This window comes from Stenotrophomonas sp. Ps181 (assembly GCF_025697425.1).
Lineage (GTDB): Bacteria > Pseudomonadota > Gammaproteobacteria > Xanthomonadales > Xanthomonadaceae > Stenotrophomonas > Stenotrophomonas sepilia.
In genome coordinates, this window is the sequence record NZ_JAHWBI010000016.1 from 1 (window position 1) to 14,226 (window position 14,226).

14 protein-coding genes are annotated in these 14,226 nt (G+C 66.9%); 9 read left to right on the top strand and 5 right to left on the bottom strand.

Annotation, left to right across the window (positions count from 1 at the left end; translation table 11 throughout):
- Nucleotides 1-180: 180 nt before the first annotated feature.
- Nucleotides 181-684 (bottom strand): SsrA-binding protein SmpB, encoded by a 504-nt coding sequence (smpB, locus tag KXV01_RS19860; protein WP_005416174.1) that lies wholly within the window; start codon nt 682-684, stop codon nt 181-183.
- A gap of 57 nt (nt 685-741) precedes the next feature.
- Here smpB and KXV01_RS19865 point away from each other — a divergent pair, with 57 nt between their 5' ends.
- Both KXV01_RS19865 and KXV01_RS19870 read left to right on the top strand, forming a co-directional pair.
- Entirely contained in the window at nt 742-1,167 is a 426-nt protein-coding gene (locus KXV01_RS19865) for a type II toxin-antitoxin system RatA family toxin (RefSeq protein WP_049414020.1), read from the top strand.
- Nucleotides 1,168-1,170: 3 nt separating this feature from the next.
- The gene (locus tag KXV01_RS19870; RefSeq protein WP_049414018.1) at nt 1,171-1,428 is read left to right on the top strand and encodes an RnfH family protein; all 258 of its coding nucleotides are present in this window, start codon (nt 1,171-1,173) and stop codon (nt 1,426-1,428) included.
- 36 nt (nt 1,429-1,464) lie between these two features.
- On the opposite strand, the gene bamE is transcribed toward KXV01_RS19870, so the two are convergent.
- Nucleotides 1,465-1,857, bottom strand: coding sequence for an outer membrane protein assembly factor BamE (gene bamE, locus KXV01_RS19875; protein ID WP_014036847.1), 393 nt, complete (start codon nt 1,855-1,857; stop codon nt 1,465-1,467).
- 103 nt (nt 1,858-1,960) lie between these two features.
- On the opposite strand from bamE, the gene fur reads away from it, so the two are divergent.
- On the top strand, nt 1,961-2,368 hold the full coding sequence (gene fur, locus KXV01_RS19880) for a ferric iron uptake transcriptional regulator (RefSeq protein WP_049414016.1): 408 nt from the start codon (nt 1,961-1,963) through the stop codon (nt 2,366-2,368).
- A gap of 63 nt (nt 2,369-2,431) precedes the next feature.
- Here the strand turns inward: fur and KXV01_RS19885 are convergent, their stop codons facing one another.
- The gene (locus KXV01_RS19885; protein ID WP_099495102.1) at nt 2,432-3,682 is read right to left on the bottom strand and encodes an SGNH/GDSL hydrolase family protein; all 1,251 of its coding nucleotides are present in this window, start codon (nt 3,680-3,682) and stop codon (nt 2,432-2,434) included.
- 97 nt (nt 3,683-3,779) lie between these two features.
- Here KXV01_RS19885 and KXV01_RS19890 point away from each other — a divergent pair, with 97 nt between their 5' ends.
- A complete protein-coding gene (locus tag KXV01_RS19890; RefSeq protein ID WP_099495103.1) occupies nt 3,780-4,697 on the top strand; it encodes a LysR family transcriptional regulator in 918 nt (305 codons plus the stop codon).
- Between the two features lie 110 nt (nt 4,698-4,807).
- On the opposite strand, the gene recN is transcribed toward KXV01_RS19890, so the two are convergent.
- The gene (gene recN / locus KXV01_RS19895) at nt 4,808-6,469 is read right to left on the bottom strand and encodes a DNA repair protein RecN (RefSeq protein WP_049416922.1); all 1,662 of its coding nucleotides are present in this window, start codon (nt 6,467-6,469) and stop codon (nt 4,808-4,810) included.
- A 115-nt stretch (nt 6,470-6,584) separates the two neighbouring features.
- Here recN and hrcA point away from each other — a divergent pair, with 115 nt between their 5' ends.
- From hrcA to dnaJ, 4 genes are all read left to right on the top strand, one after another.
- Nucleotides 6,585-7,649, top strand: a complete 1,065-nt coding sequence (hrcA, locus tag KXV01_RS19900) for a heat-inducible transcriptional repressor HrcA (protein WP_049416920.1) — start codon at nt 6,585-6,587, stop codon at nt 7,647-7,649.
- Nucleotides 7,650-7,712: 63 nt separating this feature from the next.
- The gene (gene grpE, locus KXV01_RS19905; RefSeq protein WP_049416918.1) at nt 7,713-8,228 is read left to right on the top strand and encodes a nucleotide exchange factor GrpE; all 516 of its coding nucleotides are present in this window, start codon (nt 7,713-7,715) and stop codon (nt 8,226-8,228) included.
- Nucleotides 8,229-8,409: 181 nt separating this feature from the next.
- Nucleotides 8,410-10,332, top strand: a complete 1,923-nt coding sequence (gene dnaK / locus KXV01_RS19910; RefSeq protein WP_005416183.1) for a molecular chaperone DnaK — start codon at nt 8,410-8,412, stop codon at nt 10,330-10,332.
- A gap of 154 nt (nt 10,333-10,486) precedes the next feature.
- Nucleotides 10,487-11,611 (top strand): molecular chaperone DnaJ, encoded by a 1,125-nt coding sequence (gene dnaJ, locus KXV01_RS19915; protein ID WP_099495104.1) that lies wholly within the window; start codon nt 10,487-10,489, stop codon nt 11,609-11,611.
- Between the two features lie 59 nt (nt 11,612-11,670).
- Here the strand turns inward: dnaJ and KXV01_RS19920 are convergent, their stop codons facing one another.
- Nucleotides 11,671-12,468 (bottom strand): helix-turn-helix transcriptional regulator, encoded by a 798-nt coding sequence (locus KXV01_RS19920; protein WP_049416914.1) that lies wholly within the window; start codon nt 12,466-12,468, stop codon nt 11,671-11,673.
- A 72-nt stretch (nt 12,469-12,540) separates the two neighbouring features.
- Here KXV01_RS19920 and KXV01_RS19925 point away from each other — a divergent pair, with 72 nt between their 5' ends.
- Nucleotides 12,541-13,740 (top strand): MFS transporter, encoded by a 1,200-nt coding sequence (locus tag KXV01_RS19925; RefSeq protein WP_049416912.1) that lies wholly within the window; start codon nt 12,541-12,543, stop codon nt 13,738-13,740.
- Nucleotides 13,741-14,226: the final 486 nt, after the last annotated feature.

Consider the following 14,226-nt stretch of genomic DNA (forward strand, 5'->3'; position numbering starts at 1 on the left):
AGAAAGCTGGCCAGGATCGCTTGGGGCGTCTTCAAGAGCGGCCGGGACTTTGACCCGGCCATGCTGAAAGTGGGTCAAACCTGCTTCCAGCAGGCTTGACCACGAACATAGGATCTCGGCTCTACAGAATGGCCGGTCAGCCGAGCTTGGCTCGGCTCTACGTGGTGATATGGAGCGGCCTTACGCGTCGCGGTTGCCGCGACGCATCACACGCTGCTTCTCGATCGCCCAGTCGCGGTCCTTGGCGGCATCGCGCTTGTCATGGGTCTGCTTGCCCTTGGCCAGCGCGACTTCGAGCTTGATCTTGTTCTTGCTCCAGTACATCGCAGTGGGCACGATCGTGTAGCCATCGCGCTCGACCTTGCCGATCAGCTTGTCGATCTCGTTCCGGTGCAGCAGCAGCTTGCGCTCGCGCCGGTCATTGGCCACCACGTGGGTGGAGGCCTGGATCAACGGGGTGATCTGTGCGCCGATCAGGTAGATCTCGCCGCGCTTCACATAGGCGTAGGCGTCGATGATGTTGCCGCGGCCTGCGCGGATCGACTTGACCTCCCAGCCCTGCAGGGCGAGACCGGCCTCGAACCGTTCTTCGATGTGGTACTCGTGGCGGGCACGCTTGTTCAACGCGATGGTTTTGTTGGCCGTCGCGCTCTTTGCTTTATCCTTGCCGCTGTTCTTGCTCATTTCCGTATTGTCTCCGATTCGGGCCCGCCCGGTCGATTGCCGAAACGTCCTGTATTCATGCCTACTATCCGCCGCAGCGCCCTGGTCGAACATTCGGCCGCGCGCATGTTCGACCTGGTCAATGATGTCCAGGCCTATCCGCGCCGTTTCCGCTGGTGCTCGGCTGCCCAGATCCTTGAGGAGGGCGAGGACCGCCTGGTGGCGCGACTGGACCTGGGCCTGGGCTCGTTCAGTACCTGGTTCCAGACCGAAAACACCCTGCAGCGCCCGCACAGCATTGATATGCAGCTGCGCGATGGCCCGTTCAAGCAGCTGCACGGCCGCTGGGAATTCCATGCGCTGGCCGAGGATGCCTGCAAGGTCACCCTGACCCTGGAGTTCGAACCCAGCTCGCGCCTGCTCGGTCCGGCGCTGGCGATCGGCTTCCAGGGGCTGGCCGATCGCATGGTCAACGATTTCGTCCGCGTCGCCGACGAGGGCTGAGCGATGATCGAAGTCGAGGTGGTCCTGGCCTGGCCGCAGCGGCTGCTGTCGTGCCGCCTGCAGCTGGAGGAGGGGGCCACCGTCGCCGATGCTGTCGCGGCGGCCGCACTGGACGGCAGTGCCGATTGTCCCGCCGTCGCCGTGCATGGCGTACTGGCGCGCCCGCAACAGGTTCTGCTGGACGGCGACCGCATCGAACTGCTGCGCCCGCTGCTGGCAGATCCGAAGGACAACCGCCGGCGTCGCGCGCTCGGCGGCTGATCCCGGCAACCCGTCCCTGCGGACGGGGTTGGGCGATTAACGGCCCTTCTTCTTCTTGTCCTTCGGCAGATTGCGGCCGAACTGGCGCACGGTCTGCTGGGCCAGGGCCTTGTCGTTGCCCGGGAAGTAATCGCCTTCCCAGCGGGTCACGGCGTCATTCTCGAAGAACACCACGAAGTTCTTCACTTCGGTACGGCCCAGGCGGTTCACGCGCTGGCTGGAGGTGTAGTCCCAGCGCTGGGCGTGGAACGGGTCGGGAATGGACGGGGTGCCCAGCAGCGCGGTGACCTGCTGCTTGCTCTGCCCGACCTGCAGCTTGGCCACGGCATCTTCCCGGATCAGGTTGCCCTGATAGATGGGTTGCTTGTAGATGATGCCGCACCCGGTGGTGGACAGGGCGACGGCGGCGACCAACAGGAGATTGCGCATCGGGAATGGCGGTTGGGGAAATCAAACCGATGATACACTCCCGGCGTGCCACCGCGACCCAATCCGAGGCAGCTGGCGCTAAATCGCCAATGAACGGAGACCTATGGAAACCCACGACCTGCGTAAAGTCGGCCTGAAGGTGACCCATCCGCGGATGCGGATCCTGGCGCTGCTCGAGCAGCGCAATGCCCAGCACCACATGACCGCCGAAGACATCTACCGCCAGCTGCTGGAGCATGGCGACGAGATCGGCCTGGCCACGGTGTACCGGGTGCTGACCCAGTTCGAGGCCGCCGGCCTCGTGCTCAAGCACAATTTCGAGGGCGGCCAGGCGGTCTACGAACTGGACCGTGGCGGCCACCACGACCACATGGTCGACGTGGACAGTGGCAGGATCATCGAGTTCGAAAGCCACGAGATCGAGGAGCTGCAGCGCAAGATCGCCGCAGACCATGGCTACGAGCTGGAAGAGCACTCGCTGGTGCTGTACGTGCGCAAGAAGCGCAAGTAAGCCGTTCCGGCCAGCTGGATGCGACGGAACCCCGGGCCTGCCCGGGGTTTTTCGTTGATGGGGTCAGAGCCCTTTCCCTTCAGGAATGGGATCCGGCCCCTTGCGGCCCAGCAGGATCTCCAGGTCCACCGCTTCAGCCATGGCCCGGTTGCCGGCGTCACCCGGGTGGAGGTGGTCGCCGGAGTCGTAGGCGGCGGCCATCCGTGAGGGATCGGCCGGGTCGCGCAGCGCCGCGTCCAGGTCGATCACTGCGTCGAACGGGCTGTCCGTGCGCAGCCAGGCATTGATCCGTTGGCGCAGGGCATCCTTGTCCGGGTGGTAGTAGTCGTCCAGTGGCGTGCCGGGCAGGGCGTCGGCAAACGGCGGCAGGGTGGCGCCAATGATCCGCACGCCACGATGGCGGGCCTGTTCTGCCAGCGCGCGATACCCCGCCTGCAGTTCGGCCAGCGTGGGCCGGGCCTGGTTCCGGGCGAACGCAGTGCCAGGCCAGCTGATGTCATTGATGCCGATCAGCACGATCACACTGGATACCGCAGGCTGGTCCAGCGCGTCGCGCCGGAAGCGCGCCAGGGCGGATTCACCCATGCCGTCGCGCAGCAGCCGCCCCCCGGAAATGCCGGCGTTCACCACGGCTATGCCCCGCGCTGCCAGGCGTGCGGCCAGATGATCGGTCCAGCGCTGGTCCTGGTCGAGGCTGGCGGTGGCACCGTCGGTGATCGAATCCCCGATCACCACCACGCTGCACGCGTCGGCCTCGACGTCAATTCCGGTCAGCAGCAGGCGGGCGGTGGTGCTGCTGGCTGCGCTCAGGGCCTGGGCCCGGCTCTGGTCGCCGGGGGCGATCCAACTGGTCTGGCGGCCTTCCCAATGGAACGTCTGAACGGTTGCCGGCCCCGGCACAAAGACGCTGACCTGCAATGCCTGGCGGTCATCCGTGGCCAGCGGGAGCGGATCGCTCAGCTGTTCCTGAGCGGGCCCGATCAACACCCCGGGCTGGCCGCCGAAGCTGAGCGGTTGCGGGATGGCGCCCGCGTGTGCGGCCACGCTGGCCGCCCCGATCCGCAGCGGCTGGGTGCCGTAGGCATTGCTCAGCCGCACCCGCAGCCGCGGGCCGCCCAGGCTGATGCGCGCCGTCTGGCGGAAGGTCTGGTCCTGCAGTGTGCCCGGGACCAGGGTCGGGAACAGGAAATCCGCGTTCCAGACCGGCTGCGGGCTGGCCTGCCAGCTGGCGACCCAGTGCGGGGCGGATGCGGCACTGGCGGCGCCGGACACGGCGAGCAGGGCGGTTGCGGTGAGCTGGCTGAATCGGTTCATCGGGCGGTCCCGAGTGGAGGGACCGCCATGGTGATTCCGAGCTTATCTGTGAACTAGACTGCGCATGGACAATCATCTGTGAACTGGATTCATTGCCATGGCGCGACCCGACATCAACCGATCCGGCGAACTGGAAGTGTTCGTGCGGGTGATCGAGACCGGTGGATTCTCCGCCGCCGCACGCACCCTGGACATGACGCCGTCAGCAGTGAGCAAGCTGGTGGCCCGGCTGGAGCAGCGGCTGGGTACGCGCCTCCTGCAACGCTCGACCCGCCAGCTGCAGCTGACCCCGGAAGGCTGCGCGTTCTACGAGCGTGGCCTGCGCGTGCTGGCCGACCTGGAGGAGGCCGAGCGTTGTGCCAGCGCCCATGCCGAGCCGCGCGGGCGGCTGCGGGTCAACTCCAACGTGCCGTTCGGCCGCCATTTCCTGTTGCCGCTGCTGCCGGCGTTCCTTGAGCGCAATCCGCAGGTGGGCGTGGACCTGACCCTCAACGACGAGGTGATCGACCTGCTGGAGCAGCGCACCGACGTGGCAGTGCGGGCCGGGCCGCTGAAGAGCTCCAGTCTGGTGGCGCGACGGCTGGGCGCGACGCGGATGATGATCGTGGCTGCGCCAGCGTACGCGCAGCGGCATGGCCTGCCGCGCACCGCGGAGGAACTGCAGTCGCACAACCGGCTGGACATCGGCCATGCGCGTGCGATGCAGGGGTGGCCGCTGCTGCAGGAGGGGCGCGAGCGGATGCTGCTGCCCAGTGGCAATGCCCGTGCCAGCAACGGCGATGCGCTGCGCCAGCTGGTGCTGGGAGGGCTCGGCATGGCGCGGCTGGCGGCATTCCAGGTGCAGGAGGACATTGCTGCCGGGCGCTTGCTGCCGGTGCTGGAAGAGGCCAATCCCGGTGATCTGGAAGAGGTGCACGCGGTGTTCCTGGGGCAGGGCGGTTACCTGCCGCTGCGGGTGCGCGCGTTCCTCGATTTCCTGGTGGAACAGGTCGATCTGACGCAGCCACGGGGGTAGTGCCGGCCGCTGGCCGGCAACCCCATGATCTTCATCCACCCGCATCGGGATGCCGGCCAGCGGCTGGCACTACCGTGCGGAAGCCGAGCCAATGCCCGGCTCGGCCGGCGTTACACCTGCAACAGCTTGCGGGCGGCGGCCCGCGCTTCCTTGCTCACTTCCACGCCGCCGAGCATGCGCGCCAGCTCTTCCTCGCGCGCCTTATTGTCCAGCTTTTCCACTGCGCTCTGGGTCATGCCTTCCACCGGGGCCTTGCTGACCCGGTAATGGGCGTGGCCCTTGGAGGCGACCTGCGGCAGGTGGGTCACGCACAGCACCTGGCGCTTCTCGCCGAGCGCGCGCAGCTTCTGGCCGACGATGTCGGCCACCGCGCCACCGATGCCGGAGTCGACCTCGTCAAACACCATGGTCGGCACTGCATCCAGGTCCAGCGCGGCCACTTCGATGGCCAGCGAGATACGTGACAGTTCACCGCCCGAGGCCACCTTGCGCAGGGCGCGCGGCGGTTGGCCGGCGTTGGCCGCCACCAGGAACTCGACGCGCTCGGCACCCTGCGGGTCGGGCTTGCCGCTGTCCTGCGGCTCCAGTTCGATCAGGAACTGGCCGCCGCCCATGCCGAGCTCGGCGATGATGCCGGTGGTGGTGGCCGACAGTTCGGCAGCGGCGCTGCGGCGGCTGGCGGTCAGCACTTCAGCCTGTACGCGCCAGGCGGCGGCGGCCTTGTCGATCTCGCCGGCCAGGCGCTGCAGGCGCTCGTCGGCGCCACGCAGCTGCTCCACTTCGGCATGCATGCGCTCGCGCTGCGCGCCCAGTTCGTCCATCGGCACGCGGTGCTTGCGGGCCAGGTCGTGCAGGCGACCGAGGCGGCGCTCGTTCTCCTCGAACTGTTCCGGGTCGGCATCCAGATCGTCGTGCACGCGGTCAAGCAGCGACAGGGCTTCGTGCAGCTGGATCGAGGCGTTCTCGATCAGGCTGTCCACTTCGCCCAGGCGCGGGTCGTGCTCGATCAGACGCGACAGCTCGTGGCGCACCTGCTGCAGCAGGTCCAGCGCAGAGCTGCCGTCATCGCCGTTGAGCTGGTTGCTGGCGGCCTGGCAGGCGCTAAGCAGGGCGCTGGCGTGGGCCTGGCGACGGTGGCTGGCGCCAAGCGCGGCAATCGATTCCGGTTCAAGATCCTCGCGGTCCAGTTCGCGCAGCTGGTGCTCCAGGAAGCCGATCCGGTCACTGACGTCGCCCTGTTGCGACAACGCCAGCGATTCATCGACCAGCGCCTGCCAGGCCGCGGCGGCGTGGCGCACCTGGCGGCGCTCGTTCTCGTTGCCGGCATAGGCATCCAGCAGGGCCAGCTGCGACGGGCGCGCCAGCAGCGCCTGCTGTTCATGCTGGCCGTGGATCTCCACCAGCAGCGAGGCCAGGTCGCCCAGCTGTGCCAGCGTCACCGGGCGGCCATTGATCCAGGCCCGCGAGCCGCCGTCGGCGCGGATCACGCGGCGCAGCTGGCATTGGTCCTCGTCGTCCAGCTCGTTGTCGGCCAGCCACTGGCGGGCTGCCTGCAGCTGCTCCAGCGCGAATTCGGCGGAAAGCTCGGCGCGTGCGGCGCCATGGCGGACCACGCCGCTGTCGGCGCGCAGGCCGGACAGGAAGCCCAGTGCGTCGACCATCAGCGACTTGCCGGCGCCAGTCTCGCCTGAAACCACGGTCATGCCTGGCCCGAACTCCAGTTCGGTGGCGCGGACGACGGCGAAATCCTTGATCGAAAGATGTCTGAGCATGGGTAAGGGGGTATCAGCAGCCGCGCAACGCTAGCACGCGCGCGCGGGAGGTCCAATGACTTGCCAAGGTGATGCGTCGCCATTATCTAGTGTCCGTGTCTCACAGGTTGATTCCATGCACGGTTCTCCCGACCAGCTTGCTCCACGCGCGCGCCATCTGCTGCGCACGCTGATCGCGCGCTACATCCAGGACGGCGAGCCGGTCGGCTCGCAGACGCTGGCGCGCGTGGCCGGCCTGGAAGTCAGCCCGGCCACCATCCGCAACATCCTGGGCGACCTGGAGGATCTGGGCCTGCTGGCCTCGCCACATACCTCGGCCGGGCGCATCCCGACCGCGCATGGCTACCGGGTGTTCGTCGACAGCCTGCTGCAGATGCAGCCGCCGGGCGAGGGCGAGCTGGCCCGGTTGCGCCAGGAACTGGCCGGCGGCGGCAGTACTCAGGCCCTGCTCGGCAGCGCCTCGGAGCTGCTTTCGGCGATGAGCCACTTCGTCGGCGTGGTCAGCGCACCGCGGCGCGAGCAGTTCGCCTTCCGCCAGATCGATTTCGTGGCTCTGGACGGGCGCCGGGTGCTGGCGATCCTGGTATTTGCCGACAACGAGGTGCAGAACCGGGTGATCGAGACCCGGCAGGAGTTTGCGCCAGGCCAGCTGGAGCAGGTCGCCAACTACCTCAACGCGCATTTCGCCGGCCTGCCGATGGCCGAGATCCGTACCCGCCTGCTGCTGGAGCTGCGCGACGCCCGGTCCGAACTGGAGCAGTTGCTCGCCCACAGCATCGAACTGGCCGAGCAGGCCCTGCAGCCGGCGGCCGACGACATGCTGGTGGCCGGCCAGACCCGCTTGATGGGGGTGCAGGACCTGTCCGACCTGGAGCGCCTGCGCGAACTGTTCGAACTGTTCTCCAGCAAGCGCGAGATCCTGCAGCTGCTGGAGCGGACCATCCAGGCGCCGGGGGTGCGCATCTTCATCGGCGAAGAGACCGGAATGATGCCGCTGCAGGGCGTCTCGCTGGTCACTGCCCCGTACACCGCCAATGGCCAGGTGCTGGGCGTGCTGGGCGTGATTGGTCCCAAGCGGATGGCCTACGACCGGGTGATCCCGCTGGTCCAGGCCACCGCCGATGTGCTTGGCGCGGCCTTTTCGCCGGCCGGGCGCACGCCGGGAACATCCGACGCTTGAAACGCAGCATCCCGCCCACACTAGGGTGGGTGGAGGCGGAGAGTGACCGCCAGGGACCCAGACATGAACCACGAACAGCCAGATATCGAATCCCAGCAGAGTGCCGCCGATGCGGCTGCCACCGCCGGCGTCAACGACGAAGTCGAGCGCCTGCGCGCCGAAGTCGAGCAGGTCAAGGCCGATGCGCTGCGTGAGCGCGCCGACCTGGAAAACCAGCGCAAGCGTGTTGCCCGTGACATCGAGCAGGCCCGCAAGTTCGCCAACGAGAAGCTGCTGGGCGAGCTGCTGCCGGTGTTCGACAGCCTGGATGCCGGCCTGAAGGCCGCCGGCGACGACCCGCACCCGCTGCGCGAAGGCCTGGAGCTGACCTACAAGCAGCTGCTCAAGGTCGCTGCCGACAACGGCCTGGTCCTGCTCGACCCGATCGGCCAGCCGTTCAACCCGGAGCACCACCAGGCCATCAGCCAGGCGCCGACCCCGGGCGCCGCCCCGGGCAGCGTGGTGACCGTGTTCCAGAAGGGCTACCTGCTCAACGAGCGCCTGCTGCGGCCGGCGCTGGTGGTAGTGGCCGCCGATTGATCCCGCGGGGCCGGGGCGGCGGACAGACCCGTCACCCGACCCGACGCTGAACGCGGCGGATCATCGGAAACACAGCGTTCGGGAGGTGGCTTGAATGTTCCACGGGCCTCCCCCACATCGTATTCATCCACCGGCCGAACGGCCGGACTGACCCCAACAAGCATCCTCAGGAGTCTCCCCCATGGGCAAGATCATTGGTATCGACCTCGGCACCACCAACTCGTGCGTGGCGATCATGGACGGCGGCAAGGCCCGCGTCATCGAGAATTCGGAAGGCGATCGCACCACCCCGTCGATCGTCGCCTACACGAAGGACGGCGAAGTCCTGGTCGGTGCCTCGGCCAAGCGCCAGGCCGTGACCAACCCGAAGAACACCTTCTACGCGGTGAAGCGCCTGATCGGCCGCAAGTTCACCGACGGTGAGGTGCAGAAGGACATTGCCCATGTCCCGTACAGCATCCTGGCCCATGACAATGGCGACGCCTGGGTCGCCACCAGCGACGGCAAGAAGATGGCCCCGCAGGAAATCTCGGCCAAGGTGCTGGAGAAGATGAAGAAGACCGCCGAGGACTTCCTCGGTGAGAAGGTCACCGAAGCGGTCATCACCGTGCCGGCCTACTTCAACGACAGCCAGCGCCAGGCGACCAAGGACGCCGGTCGCATCGCCGGTCTGGACGTCAAGCGCATCATCAACGAGCCGACCGCGGCTGCGCTGGCCTACGGCCTGGACAAGGGCGACAACAAGGATCGCAAGATCGTGGTGTACGACCTGGGCGGCGGCACCTTCGACGTTTCGGTGATCGAGATCGCCAACGTCGACGGCGAGAAGCAGTTCGAAGTGCTGGCCACCAACGGTGACACCTTCCTGGGTGGCGAAGACTTCGACAACCGCGTCATCGAGTACCTGGTTGAAGAGTTCAACAAGGACCAGGGCATCGACCTGCGCAAGGATCCGCTGGCCCTGCAGCGCCTGAAGGATGCTGCCGAGCGCGCCAAGATCGAGCTGTCCAGCGCCCAGCAGACCGAAGTGAACCTGCCGTACGTCACCGCTGACGCGTCGGGTCCGAAGCACCTGAACATCAAGCTGACCCGCGCCAAGCTGGAAGCACTGGTGGACGACCTGATCAAGAAGTCGATCGAGCCGTGCCGCGTCGCCCTGAACGATGCCGGCCTGCGTTCGAGCGACATCAGCGAAGTGATCCTGGTCGGCGGCCAGACCCGCATGCCGAAGGTGCAGCAGGCGGTGACCGAGTTCTTCGGCAAGGAACCGCGCAAGGACGTCAACCCGGACGAAGCCGTGGCACTGGGTGCGGCGATCCAGGGCGGCGTGCTGGGCGGCGACGTCAAGGACGTGCTGCTGCTGGACGTGACCCCGCTGTCGCTGGGTATCGAAACCATGGGTGGCGTGTTCACCAAGATCATCGAGAAGAACACCACCATCCCGACCAAGGCCTCGCAGGTGTTCTCCACCGCCGAGGACAACCAGTCGGCCGTGACCGTGCACGTGCTGCAGGGTGAGCGCGAACAGGCCCGCTTCAACAAGTCGCTGGCCAAGTTCGACCTGTCCGGCATCGAGCCGGCCCCGCGTGGCCTGCCGCAGGTGGAAGTGTCCTTCGACATCGACGCCAACGGCATCCTGCACGTGTCGGCCAAGGACAAGAAGACCAACAAGGAACAGAAGGTCGAGATCAAGGCCGGTTCGGGCCTGTCCGAGGAAGAGATCGCACGCATGGTCGCCGACGCGGAAGCCAACCGCGAGGAAGACAAGAAGTTCCAGGAACTGGTGCAGGCCCGCAACCAGGCCGACGCCCTGATCCACGGCACCCGCAGCGCCATCACCGAGCACGGCAGCAAGGTCGGCGGCGATGTCATCGGCAAGGTCGAGGCAGCGCTGGCTGACCTGGAAACCGCGATGAAGGGCGACGACAAGGCACAGATCGAAGCCAAGTCGAAGGCACTGGAAGAAGCTGGCCAGTCGCTGTTCGCCGCTGCTTCGGCCGACCAGGGCGGTGCCCCGGGTGCCGACGCCGGCAATGCCGGCAAGGCGCAGGACGACGTGGTCGACGCTGAGTTCACCGAAGTCAAGGACGACAAGAAGTCCTGATCCGGACCGACGCGGGACGCTGGCCACCAGCGTCCCGTTGTCGCATCAGGGTCCTGACCGCCCACCGGCGTGTCGGGGCGCCCGACGCAAGAGCGGACCTGGTTCCGCTCTTCCGCTTTGACGAATCCCGACTTTCCGGAACCCGATTCACGATATGAGCAAGCGCGATTACTACGAAGTGCTGGGCGTTGCCCGCACCGCCACCGACGACGAGCTGAAGAAGGCCTACCGTCGCTGCGCGATGAAGTTCCACCCGGACCGCAACCCGGGTGATGCGGCGGCCGAGGCCTCCTTCAAGGAGTGCAAGGAAGCCTACGAAGTGCTGTCCGACGGCAACAAGCGCCGCATGTACGACAGCCACGGCCACGCCGCGTTCGAGCACGGCATGGGCGGTGGCGGTCCGGGTGGTCCGGACATGAACGATATCTTCGGCGATATCTTCGGCAACATCTTTGGCGGGGGCGGCGGCGGTCCGCGCCAGGCCCGTCGCGGTGCCGACATCGGCTACGTGATGGAACTGGACCTGGAAGAAGCCGTGCGCGGCATCGAGCGCCGGATCGAGATCCCGACCCTGGCCGAGTGCGGCGACTGCGATGGCAGTGGCTCCGAAGATGGCAAGGTCGAGACCTGCAATGTGTGCCATGGCCGCGGCCAGGTGCGCATCCAGCGCGGCATCTTCGCCATGCAGCAGGCCTGCCACAACTGCGGCGGCCGTGGCCAGATCATCGCCAAGCCCTGCAAGACCTGCCACGGCAACGGCCGCGTCGAGGAAGACAAGGTGCTGTCGGTGAAGGTGCCGGCGGGCGTCGATACCGGTGACCGCATCCGCCTGCAGGGCGAGGGTGAAGCCGGGCCGGCCGGTACGCCGCCGGGCGACCTGTACGTGGAAGTGCGCGTGCGCGAGCATGCGATCTTCCAGCGCGATGGCGACGACCTGCACTGCGAAGTGCCGATCCGCATCTCGCAGGCGGCACTGGGTGACACCGTGCGCGTGGCCACGCTCGGCGGCGAAGCGGAAATCCGCATTCCGGCCGAGACCCAGACCGGCAAGCTGTTCCGCCTGCGTGGCAAGGGCGTGCGTTCGGTGCGCAGCCGCAGCGAAGGCGACCTGTACTGCCGCGTGGTGGTGGAGACGCCGGTCAACCTCACCAACGAGCAGCGCAAGCTGCTGGAGCAGTTCGAGGCCACCTTCGTCGGCGAGGAAGCGCGCAAGCATTCGCCGAAGTCGGCCACCTTCATCGACGGCGTGAAGGGCTTCTGGGACCGGATGACGTCCTGAGGTCTCAACGCAAACGGTGAACGTTAGCGCCGGGCCATGCCCGGCGTTTCCGTTTGCGCTCAGCGGAAAAACGCCGCTGGCGTCTGCCCCAGCTGGCGCTTGAACATGCTGGTGAACGCGCTGGGGCTGTCGTAGCCCGTCGCCAGCGCGACATCGATGACCTTGTCGCCGATCGCCAGCCGCTCCATCGCGGCCAGCAGCCGTGCCTGTTGCCGCCACTGCCCGAAGGTCATGCCCAGCTCGGTGGCGAAGCGCCGCTGGATGGTTTTCACGTCCACCTCCAGCGCCTGCGCCCAGTCCTGCAGCGTGGCGTCATCGCCGGGGTGCTTCTGCAGGTGTTGGCAGATCCGCTGCAGGCGCGGGTCGCTTGGCGCAGGCAGGTGCAACGGCAGCACGTCCATGCGGTGCAGCTCGTCCAGCAGCAGGCGGACCACGCGGCCATCGCGGCTGTCCTCGATGTGCTCGCCCTTGACCAGCGTGGCGGCCTGCAGCAGCTCGCGCAGCAGGGGCGAGACCTGCACCGCGAACGGCTCGGCCGGCAGGTGCAAGGCGAACGACGGATCGATGTACAGGCTGCGCATGTGCACGGCGGCGATGCAGTCCACCGCGTGCACCATGCCGGCCGGCATCCAGATCGCGCGGTTCGATGGGACGACCCAGCGCCCGACTTCCGACCGCACCACCATCAGGCCGGAGATGGCGTAGACCAGCTGGTGGCGCTGGTGCTTGTGACCAGGGATGTGGGTACCTACCGGGTACTGGGTGACCCGATAGGTGACCGGGCGATGCAGTGGAACCTCCCGCCAGGGCGCGGCCGGATCGACGTCACTGGCGATGTCCTTTTTGCGATAGGGCATGACCTGAACGCGGCAGAAGGGAGAGAGGGGCAACCGTAGCATGCGTGGCTCGCCCCCAACCTGACTGCGTCCATGTCGACCCTGGCTTCTCCCGCAACGACCTCACGCCCGGCGGCCCCCGGCGTGCTGGCCGCCATTTCTACCTCGCACGTCGTCAACGACATGATGCAGTCGCTGATCCTGGCCATCTATCCGGTGATCAAGGGCGGCTTCAATCTCAGCTTCACCCAGATCGGCCTGATCACGTTGACCTACCAGCTCACTGCGTCGATCTTCCAGCCATTGATCGGTGTCGCCACCGACCGCCGCCCGGCACCGTACTCGCTGCCGATCGGCATGGCCTCGACCCTGTGCGGCATGCTGCTGCTCGGCTTCGCACCGAACTACGCGATGGTGCTGCTGGCAGCGGCAATGGTCGGCATCGGCTCGGCGATCTTCCATCCGGAGGCCTCGCGCATCGCGCGGCTCGCCTCGGGCGGCCGTCATGGCTTCGCGCAGTCGGTGTTCCAGGTGGGGGGCAATTTCGGTACCGCGTTGGGCCCGCTGATTGCAGCGGCAGTGATCGTGCCGTACGGCCAGCATGCCGCGTCGTGGTTCGCAGGCGCGGCCCTGATCGGCATCGCATTGCTGACCTATGTTGGCCGCTGGTACGCGTTGCATCTGGGCACGCCGCGTCCGGCCAGCACCGCGTCGATGGCGCCGAGGCATCCGCCGCGCACCGTGGCCAAGGTGCTGGCGATCCTGCTGGTGCTGATCTTCAGCAAGTACTTCTACATGGCCAGCATCGGCAGCTACTTCACCTTCTACCTGATCCACCACTTCGGCATTCCGGTGGCGCAGGCGCAGCTGCACCTGTTCGCGTTCCTGGTGGCGTCCGCAGCCGGTGGTTTCCTGGGTGGCCCGTTGGGTGACCGGATCGGCCGCAAGCCGATCATCTGGACCTCGATCCTGGGCGTGGCGCCGTTCGCGTTGATGCTGCCGCATGCCGACCTGTTGTGGACGACGGTGTTGGCGGTGCTGATCGGCTTCGTGCTGTCTTCGGCGTTCTCGGCGATCGTGGTCTACGCGCAGGAGATGATGCCGCACCGCATCGGCATGGTGTCCGGCCTGTTCTTCGGTTTCGCGTTCGGTATGGGCGGGCTGGGTGCCGCCGTGCTCGGCCTGCTGGCGGACAGGACCAGCATCGAGTACGTCTACCAGCTGACCGCGTTCCTGCCGCTGCTGGGCATCGTGGCGGCATGGCTGCCGCCGTCGCGGCCTGCTGCTCGCTGAGGGGGTTTGGTTTGCAGGGCTTGCAGCCCTGCACCCGCAGAGGCAACGGCAACAGCCGAAGCGCGCTATCCGTGGATTGGCGGGGTGGGTCCGGTTGCGGGGGACGCCGTAAATACGTCCCTGTAGGCTCGGTCGCGCCATCCATGGCGCTCACGCCCCCCGCAACCGGACCCACCCCGCCTTCGACAGTTTCCTGCGATTTGTCGGAACGGTGTACTGCTCTGGTAGGTGTCGAGCTTGGTCGACACGGTAGACCCATGCCATGCGTGGATGAATTCATTCGATATCTGACAGATGTGTCGACCAAGGTCGACACCCACCAACAGCCGCAGTTACCAACAGCCGCGTGAACCTGTCGAAGGCGGGGCGGTGTCGGAGTGCGGGGTGTCAGCCGCATGGATGCGGCTGCCAAGCCTTATCTGATCGGAATCTGGCAGCGTAGGTGTCGAGAGCCGGCGTGGGCCGCCGTGTAAGCCTGGATCTCGA

Bases quoted from the DNA above. Each gene is read 5' to 3' on its own strand.
- smpB (WP_005416174.1), bottom strand. From the start codon at position 684: ATGAGCAAGAACAGCGGCAAGGATAAAGCAAAGAGCGCGACGGCCAAC.
- KXV01_RS19865 (WP_049414020.1), top strand. From the start codon at position 742: ATGCCTACTATCCGCCGCAGCGCCCTGGTCGAACATTCGGCCGCGCGC.
- KXV01_RS19870 (WP_049414018.1), top strand. From the start codon at position 1,171: ATGATCGAAGTCGAGGTGGTCCTGGCCTGGCCGCAGCGGCTGCTGTCG.
- bamE (WP_014036847.1), bottom strand. From the start codon at position 1,857: ATGCGCAATCTCCTGTTGGTCGCCGCCGTCGCCCTGTCCACCACCGGG.
- fur (WP_049414016.1), top strand. From the start codon at position 1,961: ATGGAAACCCACGACCTGCGTAAAGTCGGCCTGAAGGTGACCCATCCG.
- KXV01_RS19885 (WP_099495102.1), bottom strand. From the start codon at position 3,682: ATGAACCGATTCAGCCAGCTCACCGCAACCGCCCTGCTCGCCGTGTCC.
- KXV01_RS19890 (WP_099495103.1), top strand. From the start codon at position 3,780: ATGGCGCGACCCGACATCAACCGATCCGGCGAACTGGAAGTGTTCGTG.
- recN (WP_049416922.1), bottom strand. From the start codon at position 6,469: ATGCTCAGACATCTTTCGATCAAGGATTTCGCCGTCGTCCGCGCCACC.
- hrcA (WP_049416920.1), top strand. From the start codon at position 6,585: ATGCACGGTTCTCCCGACCAGCTTGCTCCACGCGCGCGCCATCTGCTG.
- grpE (WP_049416918.1), top strand. From the start codon at position 7,713: ATGAACCACGAACAGCCAGATATCGAATCCCAGCAGAGTGCCGCCGAT.
- dnaK (WP_005416183.1), top strand. From the start codon at position 8,410: ATGGGCAAGATCATTGGTATCGACCTCGGCACCACCAACTCGTGCGTG.
- dnaJ (WP_099495104.1), top strand. From the start codon at position 10,487: ATGAGCAAGCGCGATTACTACGAAGTGCTGGGCGTTGCCCGCACCGCC.
- KXV01_RS19920 (WP_049416914.1), bottom strand. From the start codon at position 12,468: ATGCCCTATCGCAAAAAGGACATCGCCAGTGACGTCGATCCGGCCGCG.
- KXV01_RS19925 (WP_049416912.1), top strand. From the start codon at position 12,541: ATGTCGACCCTGGCTTCTCCCGCAACGACCTCACGCCCGGCGGCCCCC.